Source organism: Nonomuraea sp. NPDC050783 (genome assembly GCF_040802095.1).
Classification (GTDB): Bacteria; Actinomycetota; Actinomycetes; order Streptosporangiales; family Streptosporangiaceae; genus Nonomuraea.
In genome coordinates this window covers 18902-36944 of sequence record NZ_JBFAHK010000038.1, presented here as the reverse complement: position 1 = coordinate 36944, position 18043 = coordinate 18902, and the positions used below count along the sequence as shown (strand labels likewise).

Below are 18043 nucleotides of genomic sequence, written 5' to 3'. Positions count from 1 at the left end.
GGAGTGGGGGATCAATGGGCCGGTAGTGACGACGAGATCGCCCGCGCGGTGCTCTCCAGCTCGCCCAACGCCGTCGTGGTGGTCGACAGGGACCAGAGCGTGCTGGTCTGGAACGAGGCCGCCGAGCGGCTCTTCGGCTGGACCGCGGCCGAGATGCTGGGGCGCCGGGCGCCGATCGTCCCGCCGGAGCTGACCGCCGAGCACAACGCGGTGCTCGAACGCGTACGCACCGGCGGCCAGGTGTCGGTGCGCACCAAGCGCCTGCGCAGCGACGGCGGCCTGCTCGACGTGCGGGTGGACATCAGCGCGCTGCGGCTCGGCAGCGCCGTGGCCGGCTACGTGTGCGTCCATCACCTGGCCAGGACCGACAAGGTGGCCAGGAGCCGCATGGCCCGCCGGGCCCGGCTGGTGCGCCGGCTCACCGACGTGGTCGGCGACATCAACTCCGACCTGGAGCTGTCGGCCGTGCTCGACCGGATCTCGGCCAGCCTGACCGAGCTGACCGGGGCGGACGCGGGCGGGTTCGTGCTCATCGAGCGCGACCGGCTGCGGCTGGTGAGCACCTACCAGCTTCCCGGCGCCATCCGCGGCACCACCGCGGACCTGCGTACGAGCCTGGTGGACCGGCTCTTACGCACCGGCAAGACCGTGCTGCTGGAGTCGAGCGGCCTCGACGACCTGGTGTGGGCCCGGCTGGACGGGCTGCACACGATCGCGCTCGGCCTGGCCGCGGTCGGCGGGCGGCCGTACGGCGCGCTCTACGCTCTGTTCGCCCGGCGCGCGCCCGGGCACCTGGAGCTGGAGCTGCTGGAGCTGCTGGCCGGGCACGCGGGCATCGCGGTCGGCAACGCCGTCGCCTACCAGGAGGCGGTGCGGCAGCGGGCCCACGAGCGGGCCGTCTTCGACGCCAGCGCCGACGGCATCGCCGTGCTCGACGAGGCCGGGCACGTCGTGCGCTGGAACCCGGCCGCCGCCGAGATCACCGCGATCCCCGCGCCGGCCGTGCTCGGCGGGCCCCCGCCGTTCCCCCTGCCCGAGCCCGGGGGGAAGCTCACCTTCCAGCTGGAGACCGGGCGGTGGCTGGACGTGGTGAGCGCGCGGATCGAGGAGACCGGCGAGACCGTGGTCGACTTCCGCGACGTCACCAGGGCCAAGGAGCTGGAGGAGGCCAAGGACCTCTTCCTCGCCACCACCAGCCACGAGCTGCGCACCCCGATCACGATCGTGCGGGGGTTCGCCTCGACGCTGGACGCGCGCTGGGACAAGCTGAGCGATCTCGAACGCCGCGCGGCCGTGCACACCATCGCCGAGCGGTCCAGGTCCCTCGGGCAGCTCATGGACCACCTGCTGCTCGGCGCGCGGGCCGGCGCGGACGAGCTCAAGGTGAGCATCGAGGAGTTCGACCTGGCCGAGCGCATCCACGCGGCCACGCTGGGGCTGCCCGCCCTGTCGGACCGGCACCGGGTGGAGGTCGCGATCGGCGACGGGCTGCCGTACGTGCTGGGCGACGCGCTGGCCACGGACATCGTGCTGGGCCAGCTCCTGGAGAACGCCTTCAAGTACTCGCCGAAGGGCGGGCTGATCAGCGTGGAGGCGTGGCCGGAGGACGACAACGTGGTCGTCGTGGTGGACGACGAAGGCGTCGGCATCGCCGCCGCCGACCGGGAGCGGATCTTCGAACGGTTCGTCCAGGTGGACAGCGGCGACCGGAGGAGGTTTGGTGGAGTGGGGCTCGGGCTCTACATCGTCCGCAGCCTGGCGAGGGCACAAGGGGGAGACGTGAGCGCGCATCCGCGCCCTGGAGGGGGCACCAGAATGCGGCTGGTCCTGAGAGGCGCCGGCCCTATCGGATCCGACACACCGATGCGGTAACGGGGTGGTCACGGTTGAGCTGACCTATCGTCCAATGTGTACAAGCTGTGATCGAGATGCGGTTTCTGGGATTGAGTAACGGGGCATTTCGGTCGTACCGGGGAGTGTTCCCGCGGGGGCACAGGGAACGGGGAGGTGGGTGTGTCAAGCGTGGTGCTGCTGCCGTACGCGCCGTCCAGCGTCGCTGTCGCCCGCCAGCGTCTGAGCACTGACCTGCAGGACAGCGGCGTCTTCTCCGCAGCGATCGACGATGCGGTGCTCGTGGTGAGCGAGCTGCTGAGCAACGCGCTGCGGCACGCGCATCCGCTGCCGTCGGGCATGGTGAGGGTGGCCTGGCTGCGCAGCGACGACCACATCGAGGTGGCGGTCAGCGACGGGGGCGCGGCGACGGAGCCACGGGCGGGCCGCCCGACGCTGTCCTCGCTCGGCGGGCGGGGGCTGGGCATCGTGGAGTACGTGGCCGAGAGCTGGGGGGTGCGCCACGACGGCGACACGACGACGGTGTGGGCGATCCTGCCCGCTCCTCCGTCCACCTCGATGAACGGGCAGGTCGCGGCGTTGAAAGAGGCGGGTTAGGCGACTGCCGGGCGGCGGTACAGCACGGCCCGCTCGGCGCTCGCCCATGCCGTGGACACCAGCAGGTAGAGCGCGGCCGCCAGCGGGAGCACGAGCGCGGCCGCCACCGACCCGTAGGGCGCGAGCCGGCTGAGCTTCCTCACCAGCTCCGGCTGGTCGTCGCCGATCCTGATGTTCCGGGCGGACAGCCAGGCCACCGCCGCGACCAGCACGATCACCAAGGCGAAGACCGAAACCGGAGCACTGAGCAGACCGTAATGGGCCACCATGCCCGCGAGCTGCTGCCCCAGCGGCGCCCCGAACAACGTGTGGCCGGCCAGTGCGGTCGGATGCGTGGCCACCCGGAACATCAGCCACAGGAACGGCAGCTGCGCGAGCATCGGCAGGAACCCGGCGAACGGCGAGCTGCCCTCCCCGGCGTACAGCTCCCTGGTCTTCCCGGCCAGCCGCTCGGGGTCGCGCGCGTAGCGCTTCCGCAGCTCGCGCAGCTTCGGTGCGAGCCGCTCTCGGATCCTCGCGGTACGGGCCTGACGCACGCCGAGCGGCAGCAGCAGGAGCCGCACGGCCAGGGTGAACAACACGATCGCGAGCGCGGCGTCGCCCCCGGCCAGGCCGACGACGAACGTGACAAGAGAATCGATCATTTGAGGCGAGCCCTTTCATGACGGAGAAGGGGCCCGCGCACACCGGCGAGCCCCGCTTACCCAGGAAAGCGGGGCATGCCTAAGGAGCTCGCGGACGCGACCGCCCGGCCGCGTCGGGATCGCGCTGGCGCTGGAACGCCGTACGGCGCGCGTAGACCAGCGGGAAGCCGGGGGGCTCACCGCCGAGAACGGGCAGCAACGTGGCCGCCCACGTGGCCAGCAGCAGGATCGCCACCAGGGTGACCCCGGCCAGCCACGGGTCGAACAGGAGCTGCGTCAACGCGATCGCGAGGACTTGCTCATGACGGTGACCGCGACGAACACGAGCAGAGCGATCACTCCGACGATCAGAGCCAGCTTGAACAGACCCGCCAGCAGCGGCAGGAGGAAGTTGAACAGCACGAAGAGACCCAGCAGGGTCCCTATGACGAGCATCACGACTCTACTCATGAGGCCACCGTACGTCCTCGGGGCATGCGCTGCGAGGCTTATGTGGTGATCTTACGGAGTGATGACGTCCCCGGCCGTCGCGGCGGATCCGGCCGTACCGTGAGGGCGTGAACACCCGCATCCTGGTGGTCGAGGACGACCCGACCGTCTCCGAGGTGGTCGCCCGCTATCTGGAGCGCGACGGGCACGAGGTCGAGTGCGTCGGCGACGGGGCGGAGGCGCTGCGCCGGGCCCTGGCCCGCCCGCCGGACCTCATGGTGCTCGACCTCATGCTGCCCAAGCTGGACGGGCTCCAGGTGTGCAGGAAGCTCAGGGAGCGGTGGCCGGTGCCGGTGATCATGCTGACCGCCCTGGGCGAGGAGATCGACCGGGTGGTCGGCCTGGAGACGGGGGCCGACGACTACGTGGTCAAGCCGTTCAGCCCGCGCGAGCTGGCCCTGCGGGTGCAGTCGGTGCTGCGGCGGGCCAGGGGCGCCTCCGTCACCGGCGGCACCGGGGTGCTGCGCGACGGCGACCTGGTGGTGGACGTCGGGGCGCACGAGGCGCGGCTGGGCGGCGCCGAGGTCCTGCTGACCGCCCGCGAGTTCGACCTGCTGGCCTACCTCATGCGCAACCCGCGCCAGGCGTTCAGCCGGTCGGCGCTGCTGGACCAGGTGTGGGGGTGGTCGTTCGGCGACTCGTCCACGGTGACGGTGCACGTGCGGCGGCTGCGGGAGAAGATCGAGCCCGATCCGACCGCGCCGCGCAGGATCGTCACGGTGTGGGGCGTGGGCTACCGCTACGAGCCGCTGGAGGACTGATGGGCTCCTCGCTGCCCGTGCTGCCCGTGTTGCCTGCTTTGTCTGCGCTGCCGGTGTTGCCCGCGCTGTCGCGGGCCGCCGGGGCGGTCGGTGAGCTGCCGAGGGTCGTGGCCGTGGCCGCCGGGCTCGGGCTGCTGGTGGCGCTGGCCGGCCTCTGGGTGCTGGGGCGGCTGCGGACGCGCTCCATCGGCGTGATGCTGGCCGTGGTCGTGGTGGTGGCCGTGGCCGCCACCCTGGCCGGCGTCGTGGCGATCATCGCCAAGATGATCATCGAGGGCCCGGTCAAGGACTTCGTGCTGAGCGTGGTGGCCGTCGGCGGGCTGGTGGGGCTGGGGGTGGCGTTCGTGTTGTCCAAGCGGGTGGTGCGGGAGAGCAGCCGCCTGGTCGCGGCCGTACGGAACCTGCCGTTCCAGGCGCCCCAGGGGCTGCCCGCCGAGCTGCAGGAGATCGCCAACACCCTGGAGGAGGCGTACGCCCGCGAGCGCGCCCTGGAGGGCGCCCGGCGCGAGCTGGTCGCCTGGGTCAGCCACGACCTGCGTACCCCGCTGGCCGGGATGCGGGCCATGGCCGAGGCGCTGGAGGACGGCGTGGTCTCCGACCCCGCGACGGTCGCGCGCTACCACGGCCAGATCAAGCTGGAGGTCGAGCGGCTGTCGGCGATGGTGGACGACCTGTTCGAGCTGTCGCGCATCCACGCCGGGGCGCTGCGGCTGTCGCGGGCCAGGGTCGGCCTCGCCGACCTCGTCGCCGACACGCTGGCCGGCGCCGAGCCGCTCGCCCGCGCCAAGGGCGTGCTGCTCACCGCCGAGGCGGCCGAGGCCGTGCCCGTGGAGGCCGACGCCGGCGCGCTGGGGCGGGCCCTCGGCAACCTCGTGGTCAACGCCATCCGCCACACCCCGTCGGACCGCACCGTGGTGCTGCGCGCCGGGGTGGACGGGGACATGGCGTGCCTGTCGGTCACGGACTGCTGCGGGGGCATCCCCGCGGAGGACCTGCCCCGGGTGTTCGAGGTGGCCTTCCGGGGCGAGGCCGCGCGGACGCCGACCGCCGGCGGCGGGGCGGGGCTCGGGCTGGCCATCGCCCAGGGCATCGTGGAGGCGCACGACGGGATGATCGGGGTGGTCAACGACGGGCCGGGGTGCCGGTTCGAGATCCGGCTGCCCCTGGTCAGCGGCTGACGGCCGCCGGCGCGATCGGATTCCGGGCCGGCCCGCCCGGCTCCTCGGCCCGTCTGGCCGGCTCCTCGGCCCGTCTGGCCGGCTCCTCTGCTTGCGCGGCCGGCTCCTCGGCCCGTCTGGCCGGCTCCTCGGGCCGCGCGGCCGGCTCTTCGGCCGGTGCGGTGTCCTTCGTGTCCCGCTGGGGGCCGAACGACTCCAGCATCGCCCGAAATGTCGGACACGGCCACCGCCACATGCAGCTCCGGCACCGCAGGATCGGATGCGCGGCATCGCTGGTGATGCCGCCCGCGTCCCGTGGCTGGTGCAGGTCGAGCAGCCTGAGCCCGAGCTCGGAGAACCTGAGCAGATCGGCACGCGCGCCGGCGAGGAACTCGAGGTCCTCGCGCGTCAGCCGGGTGCGGATCGGCACGTAGCCCTCGTGGTTGAGCAGGCCGCGCAGCCGCGCTGCTTCGTCATGCCATGAGTTGGCCTTTCCGGTGCGCAGGAGGATGGACTCCAGCCGGTCGCGGAGCCCTTCGCGCTGAGGATCTTCGGATTTCTCGGTCTTCATCGACGTGGGGCCCGTCACCGTGCCCTGGTCCCTCCTTCTCGGTGCCGCGGCGGGTGTTCTGGTGTCACGCTGTCAAGCTTCGCGTACTCTCCGTACCTGTGGAGCCCAAACAGAGGACAAAAACCTGTGGTTCCCCTATCGGCGTGACAACGTGACCGGAAGCGCTCGCGCCGCTAGCCTGCCCCTGTGGAGCTCAAGGTCTCGACTCGATCACATGCCGGGTGCGCGCTCGTCGCGGTCACTGGGGAAATCGACCTCTACACGGCGCCCCATCTGCAGTCCGAGTTCACTCGGCTGTTGCAGGAGGGTCCGAGCCGGGTGGTCATCGACATGTCCGCCGTGGATTTCTGCGACTCCACGGGGATGAACGTGCTGCTCTCGGCGCTCAAGAGGATGAAGGAGCAGGGCGGGACGCTGGAGGTGGCCTCGCCCCGTCCCGCCGTACGCAAGATCCTGCAGGTCACGGGGCTCGACTCGGTGTTCACCGTGCACGAAGAGGTGCCCCAGGAGTTCCTCATATCCGAGGGATCATGACGCGCGCAGTGAGCGATGACACCGCGGTGATCATCCCGGCCGCGAACGAGGCCGAGCGCATCGCGACCACCGTCAAGGCCGCCTCGGCGCTGCCCGGCGTCGACCTCGTGGTGGTCGTGGACGACGGCTCGCGCGACCGCACCGGCAAGGTGGCGCGCGAGGCGGGCGCGCGGGTGGTGCGGCACAGCCGCAACCGGGGCAAGGCGGCCGCGATGGAGAGCGGGGCGGAGGCCGTACGCCTCCTCGACGCCGACGACACCCCGCGCCACCTGCTGTTCCTGGACGCCGACCTGGGCGACACGGCGGGCTCGGCTGCGCCGCTCGTCGAGCCCGTACGCGCGGGCGAAGCCGACATGACCGTCGCCGTCTTCGCCACCCGAGTGGTGCTCGGCGGGCACGGGTTAGTCGTCCGCCTGTCCAGGGAGGGCATCCGCCGGGCGACCGGCCTGGAGCTCGCCCAGCCGCTCAACGGTCAGCGCTGCCTGACCAGGGCGGCCTTCGAGGCGGCGCGGCCGCTGGCGCACGGGTTCGGCGTGGAGACCGCGCTGACGATCGACCTGGTGCGCAAGGGGTTCCGGGTCCAGCAGGTCGAGGTGGAGATGTCCCACCGGGCGACGGGCACCGACTGGCGGGCGCAGCTCCACCGCGCGATCCAGCTCCGTGACGTGGCCCGCGCCCTGGCCTCCCGCGACCCGGCGGTCGTCCAAAACCTGAACAAACTTCACTTCAACCGCTGACCACCTCATCCCCGCCCACTCCTCTGCCCGTCCCTCTGGCCGTCCCACTGCCCGTCCACCGCCCGCCCGGCCGCTCGGGCTCGTCCACAGGGGGCCGGGTTGTCCACAGGTGGCCGTCATCCGGGCGAAGGCCGTTCGCGCGTGTGCTGGAATACGCGGGTGACTTCGGAGACCCGGCACGGCACCGCGCGTGAGCGGCTCGCATGGGCGGGCATGGGGGCGGTCGGCGCCTCCGTCCTGCTGACGCTCACCATCGGCCTGCTCGGCCCGTCGCCCATGGTCCCCGAGCTGCCCGGCCCGGCCTGGCAGCCGCCCTACTCCCTCGACGTCCGCCCCGCCCCGCACCTGACGGTCGCCCTCGCCGCGGCCGCGGTCGTCCTCGGCGGCCTCGGCCTCCTGGCCACGCTGCTCACCCGCGCCCCCCGGGATCTCCCTTCGTCCCGGGGCGCGCGTCCGCCGGGCGGGCGCCTGCCGGGGTCGCGTCTGCCGGGGTCGCGTCTATCGGGTCCGCGCTTGCCGGGGTCGCGTCTGTCGGGGTCGCGTCTGCCGGGCGGGCGCCTGCTGGTGTCGCTCGGCTCCCTGGCCGCCGCGATCCTCGCCTTCCTGCCCCCCTACGGCTCCGGCGACCACCTCAACTACGCCGCGTACGGCCGCATGATCACCCTCGGGCTGAGCCCGTACACGCACGGCGCGGCCGACCTGCCCGGCGACCCCGTCGCCGACGCGGTCGAGCGGCCGTGGCGCGAGGAGCCCAGCGTGTACGGGCCGGTGGCGACGGCGCTGCAGGCGCTCGCGAGCTGGATCGGCGGCGACTCGCTCCGGCTGACGATCTTCGTCATGGCGGTGGTCAACGCCGCCGCCTTCATCGCGACCGGCCTGCTCATCGACCGCTTCACCCGCCACGACGAGGCCGCCCGCCGCCGCGCGGCCCTGCTGTGGACGGCCAACCCCCTGCTGCTCTACCACCTGGTCGCCGGCGTGCACGTCGACACCCTCGCCGTGGCCTGCATGGTCGCCGCCCTCCTGGCGCGCGGCCGGCCCGCGGGCGCAGGCGTCCTGCTCGGCCTGGGAGTGGCGATCAAGGTGAACGCCGGGCTGGTCGCCCTGGGCCCGGCCTGGGAGCTGCGCCGCCGCCCCGGCCGCCTGGCGGTCATGGCGGGCTGTGCCGTGGCGGTGGTGGTGGCCGGTTACGCGGTCGCCGGCACGGACGCGATCGCGCCGGTGACCCGCACCAGTAAGTCGATCTCGCACGCCACGGTCTGGAAGCTCGTCCAGGGGTGGTTGCAGTCGATCGTGGGCCCGGGGACGGCATACCGGGGCGAGATCCAGATCGGCTCCCTCCTCCTGCTCGCCCTGCTGGCCTGGCTCCTGCTCCGCAGGGCCTCCGCAGCCACCGGATGGGCCGCCATCGGAGAGGCCGCCGGGGCCGGACCGGCGGCGCCCGTGGTGGCCGCGGGGCTGGCGGTGGCGTACGTGTTCGCCTCGCCCTACGTGCTCCCCTGGTACGACGGGCTGGCCTTCGCGATGCTGGCGCTGGTGGCGGCCTCCGCCGTGGACGGGTTCCTCGTCGCCCACCTGCTGGCCCTGTCGCTCGCCTACCTGCCGGCCAGGATCGACGGGCAGCCGCCTGACCTGGCCTGGCTCAGCGGCGTGGTCCGGCCTCGGACGGCGTGGGTGCTGCTCGCCCTGACGATCGCCCTGGCGGTGTGGGCCTGGCGAGCTGCAGGGCGCGCACGCACGCCGCCAGCGTCAGCGGCACCGCCACCGTCAGCGCCATAGCGGGGATGGCGATGCCCGAGTCGTTCATCAGGAAGCCGACGAACGCGCACGTCAGCGCGCCGAACAACCCCGCACGGAGCGCAGGGGCCAGCGCGTACGCCTGGCCGAGCGCCGCGGCGCCGTACCGCGAGGGCCGGGCCAGCACCAGGAACAGGAAGGCCAGCGCGACCAGCGAGAGGAGGGTCAGCGACCAGTTCCCGACCGTCACCCCGATCATGGCACCGAACTTGCGCGCGACCACGGTCCACGCCTGGCCGTCGATGACCTGCTGCACGAACGCCCCCAGGTGCGTCCGCTGCGCCTCGGGCCGCAACCAGTCGAACACCGACAGCGCCGCGACGATCGCCACGCCCACCGCTCCGACCAGCAGGAGCCTGAGCACCGAGACCCGCCGGCCCGACAGGAGGATCAGGAAGACGGCCAGCCCGACCACGAACGCCGGCACCCCGCCGAAGTCCGCCCCCCAGGACGGCCAGCCGTCCGCGAACACCGCGAACATCCCGTACAGTGCGCACGCCCCGACCGCGACGGCCCTCGGCACGCCGCGGCCCAGCAGCCACTGCCCCGCCCCCGCCAGGCCCAGGATGGTGCCGGTCGAGTAGACGGCGAAGGCGATGTTGCTGAAGCCGTAGAACCGGCCGCCGGTGACGGGCTCGTAGCCGGTGACGGCGTTCACCTGGAGCTTGGAGCCGGTCATGACGTCGAGGAGGAGGGCGAGCGAGGTGATCGCGGCGACGGTGGTCAGCGGCCCCATGACGTGCCTGCGCCAGGGGCCGCCGAAGGCGACGGCGGTGACGAGGCCGGCGATGGCGAGGATCGTCACGATCACCGAGACCATCGGCACCGGCAACGTCCACCAGGGCACGAGCTGCGCCAGGAACGTGGAGACGGCGATCGCGCCACTGAGCACCGCGACGACCTGAACGGCACGGAGCAACGCGGACCCGCCGGCTCCGTCCTCGCCTTCGCCCCCGCCCCCGGTCCCGTTCTCGGCCCCGGCCTCGGTCCCGCCCCGGCCCGCCTGCTCCGCGCCGCCCGGCCGGTCCGTGGTGCTCGCGGCGGTGGCGTGCGTTCGCGTCGGGGCGTCCGCCTGCTGCTGGGCGTCCGCCTGTCGCGGCGGGTCCCCGGCGGGGACGGAGCGGCGGCGGCGGAGGGCGAGGGCGGCCCAGGCGTAGAAGGCGAGCTGGAGAGTGACCAGCACGGTGAAGAACGGGCCGCGTACCTCGCGGAGGACCTGGCTGGCGAGATCGCTGTCGGCCAGGCCCGCGACCGTGGCCGCCGGCGTGGCGGGGGCGGCGGCGCCGGGCTGCCAGGGGCGGCCGACCACCTCGCGCGGAGGGCTCACGCCCAGGACGTGGAGGGCGGTGGCGGTGAGGTCGGTGACGGTGACCAGGGCGTCCTGGCGGGTGGAGGTGGCGGTGAGGTGGCCGCGCGGGTACGGCCGCCCCGTGGGGGACGGGCCGGTGGCCACGGCGACGTGCAGGTGGGCGTTCGGGGTCACGTCGGAGAGGCCGGCGACCAGGGTCGTGGTGCCGGGCGGGAGCTCGGCGAGCAGGGCGGCGATCCGGGCGTCGGCGCGGGCGACGGCGGCCTGGCGGGCCGGGGCGGTCAGGGGGATGGGGACGGCGTAGTCGTCGAGGGGCTGACGGGACCAGGCGTCGGCGAGGTCGGCGGCTTCGAGGACGATCAGGTGGTACGGGGCCGGATCGCCCAGGGCGTCCAGGGTGGGGGCGTATTTGGCGATATTTCCGGACTTGTCGGCGGCGGCGAGTGCGGCGCCCGGCCCGACCGCGGCGACCTTGCCCCCGGCGTCCTTCACCAGCTGGCCCAAGGTGCCGAGCTGGGCGTTGTAGCCGGTCTCGGCCTGGTGGGAGACGAGGTCCCGCCAGCCGGGGACGGTCGCCCCCTCGCCGCCGGGCCGGGGGACGGCGGGGGCGAGGCAGCCCTTGCCGTCCGTGCCGGCGCGCTGGCCCGCGGAGACGGTCAGCCAACCGGCGGCGGGGCAGGTGATGCCCCGGTCCGGGGGCGGCACGGCGCGGGTGGAGAGGGAGGCCGAGGAGCCCTGGGCGGCGAGCTTCCAGAGGGCGGGGGTGCGGGCCTCGTCGAGATCGCTCCACTGAAGCCCGGGCACCCCGACGACCACCACCCGCCCCTGCACCGCCCGGTCCTGCGCTGCCCGGTCCTGCACCGCCTCTGCGTACGCCGCCCGTGCGTACGCCGGCTGGACCGGCGCGGCCTGGACCGGCGCGGCCTGGACCGGCGCGGCCTGGGCGGCGGCCGCGGGGACGGCGAGCGCGGCGAGGAGGGCGAGCCCGGCGAGCCCGGCGAGGACGCCCCTGGCCGCCTTGGCCGCGCGCCCGCGCGCGCGAAGGACCGCCGGCCCGGCGGCGGAAACGGAAGCGGAGGGGGCGGCGGGCGCGGTGGCGTGCGGCATGGACGGAACCCCCAGTGATTGCCCCTCGAACAACAACAGCCACGGTAACGTGCCACATCGTGGCAAGAGGCGAGGTGCGGGTGATGCGGCGGCAGTGGTGGGCGTGGGCGATCGTGGCGCTGGCCGTCGCGGCGGCCGTCGCGCCGCTGGTGCACACGTGGCTCACCAACCCCGACGACCAGCGCCTGGTCGACCTCGACGTCTACCGCACCGGCGGCCAGATGTTGCTCGAAGGCCGCCCGGTCTACGACTACCACACGCCCGCCCCGCAGCTCCTGCCGTTCACCTATCCGCCGGTCGCGGCCATGCTGGCGGTGGGCCTGGCCGCGATGTCCTGGGAGACGGCCCAGTGGGTGTGGACGGCCGGCGTCTACGTGACGCTGGGCGTCACCGTCTGGTTCTCCTTCCGGCGGGTCCTGCTGAAGGAGCCGGTGCGCGGGCACGCGCCGTGGGTGTTCGGGCTGCTCATGGTGGCCTGCGCCTACCTGATGCCGATCCGCGACCAGGTGCGCTTCGGGCAGGTCGACATCCTGCTGGTCGCGCTCTGCGCCGCCGACTGCCTGGCGAAGCGGCCCTGGTGGCCGCGCGGGTTCCTGATCGGGCTGGCCACGGCGGTGAAGCTGACGCCGGGCGTGTTCCTGATCTACCTGCTGGTCACCCGGCAGTGGCGGACGTTCTCGATGGCGGCGTTCGTGACGGCGCTGCTCACGCTGCTGCCCTTCGCCGTGATCCCCGGCGACGCCGCCGACTTCTGGTTCTCCGCGCTGCTCGACCCCGAGCGGCTGGGCGCCAACGCCGCCACCACCAACCAGTCGATGCGCGGCATGCTGATCCGCCTCTACATGAACGGCGCGCTGGAGTCCGCGATCTGGGTGGTGCTGGTGGCCGTGGTCGGCTGGCTCGGCTTCCGCGGCGCCCGCGACGCCTACCGGGCGGGCGACGGGCTCGCCGCCGTGGCGCTCGTCGGCCTGATGGCGGTGCTGCTCTCGCCGGTCGCCTGGATCCACCATCTGGCCTGGGTGGTCGTGGTGCTCGGGGCGGTCGTGGGCGACGGGGGCGACCCGGTCAGGCGGCGGGTCTCGGCCGGGGTGTGGCTGTACTACGTGGTGCCCGTCCCCTGGTGGGGGGTGTCGCTGATCGCGGCCGGGATCCCGGGGGTGAGCCTGGTGCTGGGCAAGATCGTCCAGGACGGGTTCGGGCTGGGGGCGCTGGTCCTGGTGTGGCTGCTGGCGTTCTGGCTGCCGCGCCGGCGGGGGCCGCTGGAGCCCGGCCGGCCCCTGGTGGCGTCCTGATCGCGGTAAAAGGAGCAAATGAGGCGCGCGTCCCGCGAGCTGCGGATACGCTGAACGTATGTCCAGACTCGCCTATCTCGGGCCCGAGGGGACCTTCACCGAGGAGGCCCTGAGGCTCCTCGACCCCACCGCCGAGCGGCTGCCCCGCGCGACGGTCAGCGCCGCGCTCAACGCCGCCCGCGCCGGTGAGGCCGACGGCGCCGTGGTCCCGCTGGAGAACTCCATCGAGGGCGCGATCACCACGACCCTCGACGAGTTCGCCTGGGGCGAGCCGCTGCTGATCGCGGCCGAGCTGCTGCTGCCGGTGCAGTTCTCGCTGCTGGCCAGGCCCGGCACCGAGATCCCGCACATCAAGCGGGTCTACACGCATCCTGCGGCCATCACGCAGTGCCGCGGGTTCATCGCCCGCGAGCTGCCCGACGCGGTCGTGGTGGCCGCGCCCTCGACGGCGGCCGCGGCGCAGGAGGTGTCGCTGCCCGGCTCCCCGTACGACGCGGCGATCGCGGCCCGCATCGCCGGCGAGCACTACGGGCTGGCGGAGCTGGCGAGCGGCATCGGCGACAGGTCCGACACGGTGACCAGGTTCGTCAAGGTCAACCGGCCCGGGGGGCCGCTGCCCGAGCCGACCGGCTCCGACCGCACGACGCTGGTCGTCTTCCTGGCCGACGACCACCCGGGCGCGCTGCTGGAGATGCTGACCGAGTTCTCGGTGCGCGGCGTCAACCTCACGCGCATCGAGTCGCGGCCCACCGGCGACGGCATCGGCCGCTACTTCTTCCACTTCGACTTCGAGGGCCACATCGGTGACGCCCGGGTCGGCGAGGCCATCGCCGGGCTGCACCGCATCTGCGGCGAGGTGCGCTTCCTCGGCAGCTATCCACGTGCCGACGGCATGGTGCCGCAGATCAAGCGGGGCACCTCGGACGCGGAGTTCGCCGAGGCGGGCGAGTGGCTGGCCCGCGTCCGCGCCGGCCAGGTGTGACCGCCACCCGGCGGAGCCGGTAATCCGGGGGCGGGGCGGCGCCCGGCGCCGGTAGCCTTTCCTTGTGATTGACCTGCGTACCCTTCGTGAGGATCCCGACCGGCTACGGGCTTCGCAGCGTGCCCGCGGCGAGGACGACTCCGTCGTCGACACGCTGCTCGACCTGGACGAGCGCCGCCGCTCCGCGCTGACCTCGTTCGAGTCCCTGCGCGCCGAGCAGAAGAGCATGGGCAAGTCGGTCTCCAAGGCGCAGGGCGAGGAGAAGGCCGCGCTGCTGCAGCGCGCCAAAGACCTCGCGAGCCAGGTCAAGTCGGCCGAGGCGGAGGCGGAGAAGCTCGGCGCCGAGCTCGACGAGCTGCTCCAGACCGTCCCCAACATCGTCGAGGAGGGCGCCCCGCCCGGCGGCGAGGACGACTACGTGGTCCTGGAGACGCACGGGCAGCCGCGCGAGTTCGACTTCGAGCCCAAAGACCACCTGGAGCTGGGCGAGGCGCTCGACGCCATCGACATGGAGCGGGGCGCCAAGGTGTCCGGCTCGCGGTTCTTCTTCCTCAAGGGCGTCGGTGCGCGCCTGCAGCTCGGGCTGCTCAACATGGCCATGCAGCAGGCGATCGAGCACGGGTTCACGCCGATGATCACGCCGGTGCTGGTGAAGCCCGAGACCATGCAGGGCACCGGCTTCCACGTGGCCCACGACAAGGAGATCTACCGCCTGCCCGACGACGACCTCTACCTCGTCGGCACCTCCGAGGTCGCGCTCGCCGGCTACCACGCCCACGAGATCATCGACGCCGGCGCGCTGCCGCTGCGCTACGCGGGCTGGTCGTCGTGCTTCCGGCGCGAGGCCGGCTCCTACGGCAAGGACACCCGCGGCATCATCCGCGTCCACCAGTTCGACAAGGTCGAGATGTTCTCGTACGTGCGGCCGGAGGAGGCCCACGAGGAGCACCAGCGCCTGCTCGCCTGGGAGAAGGAGATGCTGGCCAGGATCGAGGTGCCCTACCGCGTCATCGACACGGCGGCGGGCGACCTCGGCATGTCGGCGGCGCGCAAGTTCGACTGCGAGGCGTGGATCCCCACCCAGGGCCGCTACCGCGAGCTGACCTCGACCTCCAACTGCACGGAGTTCCAGGCCCGCAGGCTCGCCGTCCGCTACCGCGACACCGACGGCAAGCCGCGGCACCTGGCCACGCTCAACGGCACGCTCGCCACCACCCGGTGGATCGTGGCGATCCTGGAGAACCACCAGCAGGCCGACGGCTCGGTGGTGGTGCCCGAGGCGCTGCGCCCCTACGTCGGCCTGGACGTCCTCAGGCCGGCCGGCTAGGGCCCGGCCACGGCTCCGCGGCGGCGGCCTCCCCGGCGCCCTTCCCCGCGTCCCTCCTGACGAGGAGCAGGCAGGCCGCCACCGCGAGCCCGGTCAGCAGCACGGCCAGCGCGACGGCCGCCCAGTACGCCCGGAGGACGCCGCCGGCCCAGAGCTCGAAGGGCAGATACACGGTCACGAAGACCAAGGGCGCGCCCAGCACGCCCACGGCCACGGGAGCGGGCCGCGGCTTGCCCGCGCACAGCAGCACGCATGCCGTGAGGGCGGCCACCGGGATCATGAGGCCGGCGAACCAGTGCTCCATCACGCGTTCGGCCAGCCCCAGGAGGCCGGGATCGGACGTGCGGCCGGAGAACGCCACGCCCAGGAAGCCCAGGCAGGCGGCCGCCGCGAAGCCCAGGTAGGCGCGGTGGTAGCGGCGCATCCCTGCGCCCGCCGCGCCGAACAGCAGGCAGCCGGCCAGGAAGAGCGCGGTGGAGAGCTCGGGGCCGAGGTCCAGGTCAAGGTCCAGGTCCCGGTCGTCGGACGCGCCGGGCCAGCCGAGGCGGCGCCAGGTGCCCGACTCGTCCCGTAGGAGGATGCCGTCGGCGCCGTTGGCCACGACCACGACGTGCCCGCCCCGCCAGCCCTGGACGGCCAGGCCGCTGGAGGCGGGCGCGATGGGCGGGACCTGCCTGGCCATCCGCATGCGGTCGTCGGCGGGCAGCGACCACGACGGGGTCCAGGTGCGGCTGCCGTCGTCGGACTGCTCGACCGCGAGCCGCCCTGGCACCACCCGGTAGCAGCGGTTGGCCAGGTAGGGCACGCACATGGCGCTCCTCGGCGGCGTCGCGCGGGCCGCGGCGGGCTCCAGCGGCCCCGTGTCCCAGGTGGCCCCCCTGTCCGTCGAGGTCCAGCCGTAGCCGTTGTCGGCGTGTACGGTGATGCGCTCGCCCTTCACCTCGACGGAGACGGCCGAGGGCGGCCCGGTGTAGGAGGAGGTGGCGGTCACCGCCAGCAGGGCCGGCGGCACGATCAGGAGCGCGCGCAGGCGGGGCGGGAAGGGCACGCGCAGGCGGGGCAGGAGGGGCACGCGCGGGCGGGGCGAGGCGGGCGCGGTGAGGCCACGGCCGCGGGCCCACCAGGCGAGGGCGAGCGCCGGCAGGGCGATCAGGTCCGTAGGATCGGCCAGAACGCGCGAAGGGCCCGCCGCGAGGGTCCAGACATGGGAGGCGGCCTCAGCGCCCGTCTCCGTCGTTTTCACGAGCGCGAAGAGCACTCCCGTGACCGCGGTGGCGGCCAGGTCGGCCCGGCGCGCGGCCGGCGGAGTCGGCGCGGGAGCCTGCACCAGGGTCAGCACCAGGGCCGGCACCAGGGCCAGCAACGGGGGCACCACGAGGAGGCCGGCCACGTCGCTGAGCTTGCCCGTCACGAACCCGGGCCAGACCTGCTTGAGCAGGTGGTCATTGACCAAGAGCACGATCACCCCGGTAACGGTCACGGGGTGACATAACCAGGCGTACCTCATGGAGAGATCGACTCCGGGGGGAACCCCACGGTTCGGCGGCGGGGCCACTCGTGACCAACCCGACACCTGCCCGGACACGCAAGAGGCCGAGGCCCGCTGGAGGCGGACCCCGGCCCTTTACTCGCTAACTAACAGGTCAGATGGCACGGACCTGAGAGGCCTGCGGCCCCTTCTGGCCCTGCGTGATCTCGAACTCGACCCGCTGGCCGTCTTCAAGGCTGCGGTAGCCGTTGCCGACGATCTCGGAGAAGTGCACGAACACGTCCGGCGCACCGCCGTCCGGGGCGATGAAGCCGAAGCCCTTCTCAGCGTTGAACCACTTGACGGTTCCCTGAGCCATAAAAGCTCTCCCTCAGGATGTGAATCTATGGGACCCACACCTCGTGGGTCCCGGTGTGTCGTACAGCAGGCACCCGGGGTGGCTCAGACAATGTCATGCTGGTTTTCACTACGGGATCAGCTAATACAACGCCATCACATCTAACACCATTTTGGCGCGTCGGTGTTCCCGTCCCGTGGAAGATTTCTGTCAGACGGCATCACCGGGCAAACTGGAACGTGTTATGCACAGCCTCCCCGCGCCCCGTCTTGTGGCCACCGACCTGGACGGCACCGCCCTCCGCCACGACGGAACCGTATCTCCCCGGACCGTCGCCGCCTTCGCTCGAGTCGAGGAGTCCGGTGCCCTGCTCGTGTTCGTGACCGGCCGCCCGCCCCGGTGGATGGGGGGTGTGGCGAGCGCGGTACGTCACCACGGGCTCGCGATCTGTGCGAATGGGGCCCTGGTCTACGACCTGCACACCGAGCGGATAGTGGAATCTCACCTCATCGAGGTGGACGTGCTCCGCGAAGTCGTCGCTCAGCTAAGAGCGAACGTGTCCGATCTTGTATTTTCGGTCGAGTATGAAGCCGGTTTTGCGCATGAGTCCGATTTCCTCCTGGGTGGCCTGGACCGCCGGACCGGCGAGGCCCCGCCGGTCCGGTCGGTGACCGCCCGCCCCTGCGCCAAGCTGCTGGCCCTGCACCCGCGCATGGACGCGGACGAGCTGCAGGCCGTCGTCCACGAGCTGGTCGGCCATCTGGTGACGGCCACCCACTCCAGCCGCCGGGGCCTGATCGAGATGAGCGCCCAAGGGGTGACCAAGGCCACGGCCCTCGCCGCGCTCGCGAAGGAGCAGGGCATCGAGGCCGCGGAGGTCGTCGCGTTCGGGGACATGCCGAACGACCTGCCCATGCTGAGCTGGGCAGGTACGTCGTACGCCGTCGCCAACGCGCACCCCGACGTGCTGGCGGCGGTCGATCACGTGACGGCCACCAACGACGAGGACGGTGTCGCGCAGGTGCTGGAGAAGTTGTTCTGAGCAGCCTCCCCGCGCCGCCC

General features: G+C 72.9%; 17 protein-coding genes and 1 pseudogene. 11 read left to right on the top strand and 7 right to left on the bottom strand.

The window, feature by feature from the left end; all coding sequences use genetic code 11:
• Nucleotides 1-3: 3 nt before the first annotated feature.
• Together AB0H75_RS47190 and AB0H75_RS47185 are read left to right on the top strand one after the other, a co-directional pair.
• On the top strand, nt 4-1872 hold the full coding sequence (locus AB0H75_RS47190; protein WP_367808047.1) for an ATP-binding protein: 1869 nt from the start codon (nt 4-6) through the stop codon (nt 1870-1872).
• 141 nt (nt 1873-2013) lie between these two features.
• On the top strand, nt 2014-2448 hold the full coding sequence (locus AB0H75_RS47185; RefSeq protein ID WP_367808045.1) for an ATP-binding protein: 435 nt from the start codon (nt 2014-2016) through the stop codon (nt 2446-2448).
• On the opposite strand, the gene AB0H75_RS47180 is transcribed toward AB0H75_RS47185, so the two are convergent.
• From AB0H75_RS47180 to AB0H75_RS47170, 3 genes are all read right to left on the bottom strand, one after another.
• Nucleotides 2445-3092 carry a YidC/Oxa1 family membrane protein insertase gene (locus tag AB0H75_RS47180; protein WP_367808043.1) on the bottom strand — a complete coding sequence of 216 codons (648 nt, stop codon included), beginning with the start codon at nt 3090-3092 and terminating at the stop codon, nt 2445-2447. The two genes, AB0H75_RS47185 and AB0H75_RS47180, sit on opposite strands and share 4 nt — an antisense overlap.
• A 79-nt stretch (nt 3093-3171) precedes the next feature.
• Nucleotides 3172-3372 (bottom strand): DUF6412 domain-containing protein, encoded by a 201-nt coding sequence (locus AB0H75_RS47175; protein WP_367808041.1) that lies wholly within the window; start codon nt 3370-3372, stop codon nt 3172-3174.
• Nucleotides 3369-3542: a hypothetical protein gene (locus AB0H75_RS47170; RefSeq protein WP_367808039.1), complete on the bottom strand. Its 174-nt coding sequence runs from the start codon at nt 3540-3542 to the stop codon at nt 3369-3371. The genes AB0H75_RS47175 and AB0H75_RS47170 overlap by 4 nt, the downstream gene beginning before the upstream one ends.
• A gap of 107 nt (nt 3543-3649) precedes the next feature.
• On the opposite strand from AB0H75_RS47170, the gene AB0H75_RS47165 reads away from it, so the two are divergent.
• Both AB0H75_RS47165 and AB0H75_RS47160 read left to right on the top strand, forming a co-directional pair.
• Nucleotides 3650-4342 carry a response regulator transcription factor gene (locus AB0H75_RS47165; RefSeq protein ID WP_367808037.1) on the top strand — a complete coding sequence of 231 codons (693 nt, stop codon included), beginning with the start codon at nt 3650-3652 and terminating at the stop codon, nt 4340-4342.
• On the top strand, nt 4342-5520 hold the full coding sequence (locus AB0H75_RS47160; protein ID WP_367808035.1) for a sensor histidine kinase: 1179 nt from the start codon (nt 4342-4344) through the stop codon (nt 5518-5520). The genes AB0H75_RS47165 and AB0H75_RS47160 overlap by 1 nt, the downstream gene beginning before the upstream one ends.
• Here the strand turns inward: AB0H75_RS47160 and AB0H75_RS47155 are convergent.
• Complete coding sequence (locus tag AB0H75_RS47155; RefSeq protein WP_367808033.1) at nt 5510-6088, bottom strand: hypothetical protein; 579 nt, start codon at nt 6086-6088, stop codon at nt 5510-5512. The two genes, AB0H75_RS47160 and AB0H75_RS47155, sit on opposite strands and share 11 nt — an antisense overlap.
• Before the next feature lie 168 nt (nt 6089-6256).
• Between AB0H75_RS47155 and AB0H75_RS47150 the strand changes: the two genes are divergently transcribed.
• The 3 genes and pseudogenes from AB0H75_RS47150 to mptB all read left to right on the top strand — a co-directional run.
• Entirely contained in the window at nt 6257-6604 is a 348-nt protein-coding gene (locus tag AB0H75_RS47150) for an STAS domain-containing protein (RefSeq protein ID WP_367808031.1), read from the top strand.
• Nucleotides 6601-7341 (top strand): glycosyltransferase family 2 protein, encoded by a 741-nt coding sequence (locus AB0H75_RS47145; protein WP_367808029.1) that lies wholly within the window; start codon nt 6601-6603, stop codon nt 7339-7341. Before AB0H75_RS47150 ends, AB0H75_RS47145 begins: the two co-directional genes overlap by 4 nt.
• Nucleotides 7342-7554: 213 nt before the next feature.
• Nucleotides 7555-8733, top strand: a pseudogene (gene mptB / locus AB0H75_RS47140) (polyprenol phosphomannose-dependent alpha 1,6 mannosyltransferase MptB); the annotation flags it as partial.
• A 250-nt stretch (nt 8734-8983) separates the two neighbouring features.
• On the opposite strand, the gene AB0H75_RS47135 reads toward mptB, so the two are convergent.
• Nucleotides 8984-11554 (bottom strand): hypothetical protein, encoded by a 2571-nt coding sequence (locus AB0H75_RS47135; protein ID WP_367808027.1) that lies wholly within the window; start codon nt 11552-11554, stop codon nt 8984-8986.
• Nucleotides 11555-11613: 59 nt separating this feature from the next.
• Here AB0H75_RS47135 and AB0H75_RS47130 point away from each other — a divergent pair, with 59 nt between their 5' ends.
• The 3 genes from AB0H75_RS47130 to serS all read left to right on the top strand — a co-directional run bounded on the left by AB0H75_RS47130 (nt 11614) and on the right by serS (nt 15155).
• The gene (locus AB0H75_RS47130) at nt 11614-12846 is read left to right on the top strand and encodes a glycosyltransferase 87 family protein (RefSeq protein ID WP_367808025.1); all 1233 of its coding nucleotides are present in this window, start codon (nt 11614-11616) and stop codon (nt 12844-12846) included.
• Nucleotides 12847-12904: 58 nt separating this feature from the next.
• Nucleotides 12905-13828 (top strand): prephenate dehydratase, encoded by a 924-nt coding sequence (gene pheA / locus AB0H75_RS47125; protein ID WP_367808023.1) that lies wholly within the window; start codon nt 12905-12907, stop codon nt 13826-13828.
• Nucleotides 13829-13892: 64 nt separating this feature from the next.
• Nucleotides 13893-15155: a serine--tRNA ligase gene (serS, locus tag AB0H75_RS47120; RefSeq protein ID WP_367808021.1), complete on the top strand. Its 1263-nt coding sequence runs from the start codon at nt 13893-13895 to the stop codon at nt 15153-15155.
• On the opposite strand, the gene AB0H75_RS47115 is transcribed toward serS, so the two are convergent.
• Nucleotides 15139-16620 carry a hypothetical protein gene (locus AB0H75_RS47115; protein ID WP_367808019.1) on the bottom strand — a complete coding sequence of 494 codons (1482 nt, stop codon included), beginning with the start codon at nt 16618-16620 and terminating at the stop codon, nt 15139-15141. The genes serS and AB0H75_RS47115 overlap by 17 nt on opposite strands.
• 178 nt (nt 16621-16798) lie before the next feature.
• The gene (locus tag AB0H75_RS47110; RefSeq protein WP_043619750.1) at nt 16799-17002 is read right to left on the bottom strand and encodes a cold-shock protein; all 204 of its coding nucleotides are present in this window, start codon (nt 17000-17002) and stop codon (nt 16799-16801) included.
• A 223-nt stretch (nt 17003-17225) separates the two neighbouring features.
• Here AB0H75_RS47110 and AB0H75_RS47105 point away from each other — a divergent pair, with 223 nt between their 5' ends.
• Complete coding sequence (locus AB0H75_RS47105) at nt 17226-18023, top strand: Cof-type HAD-IIB family hydrolase (protein WP_367808016.1); 798 nt, start codon at nt 17226-17228, stop codon at nt 18021-18023.
• The last annotated feature ends 20 nt before the right edge of the window (nt 18024-18043 follow it).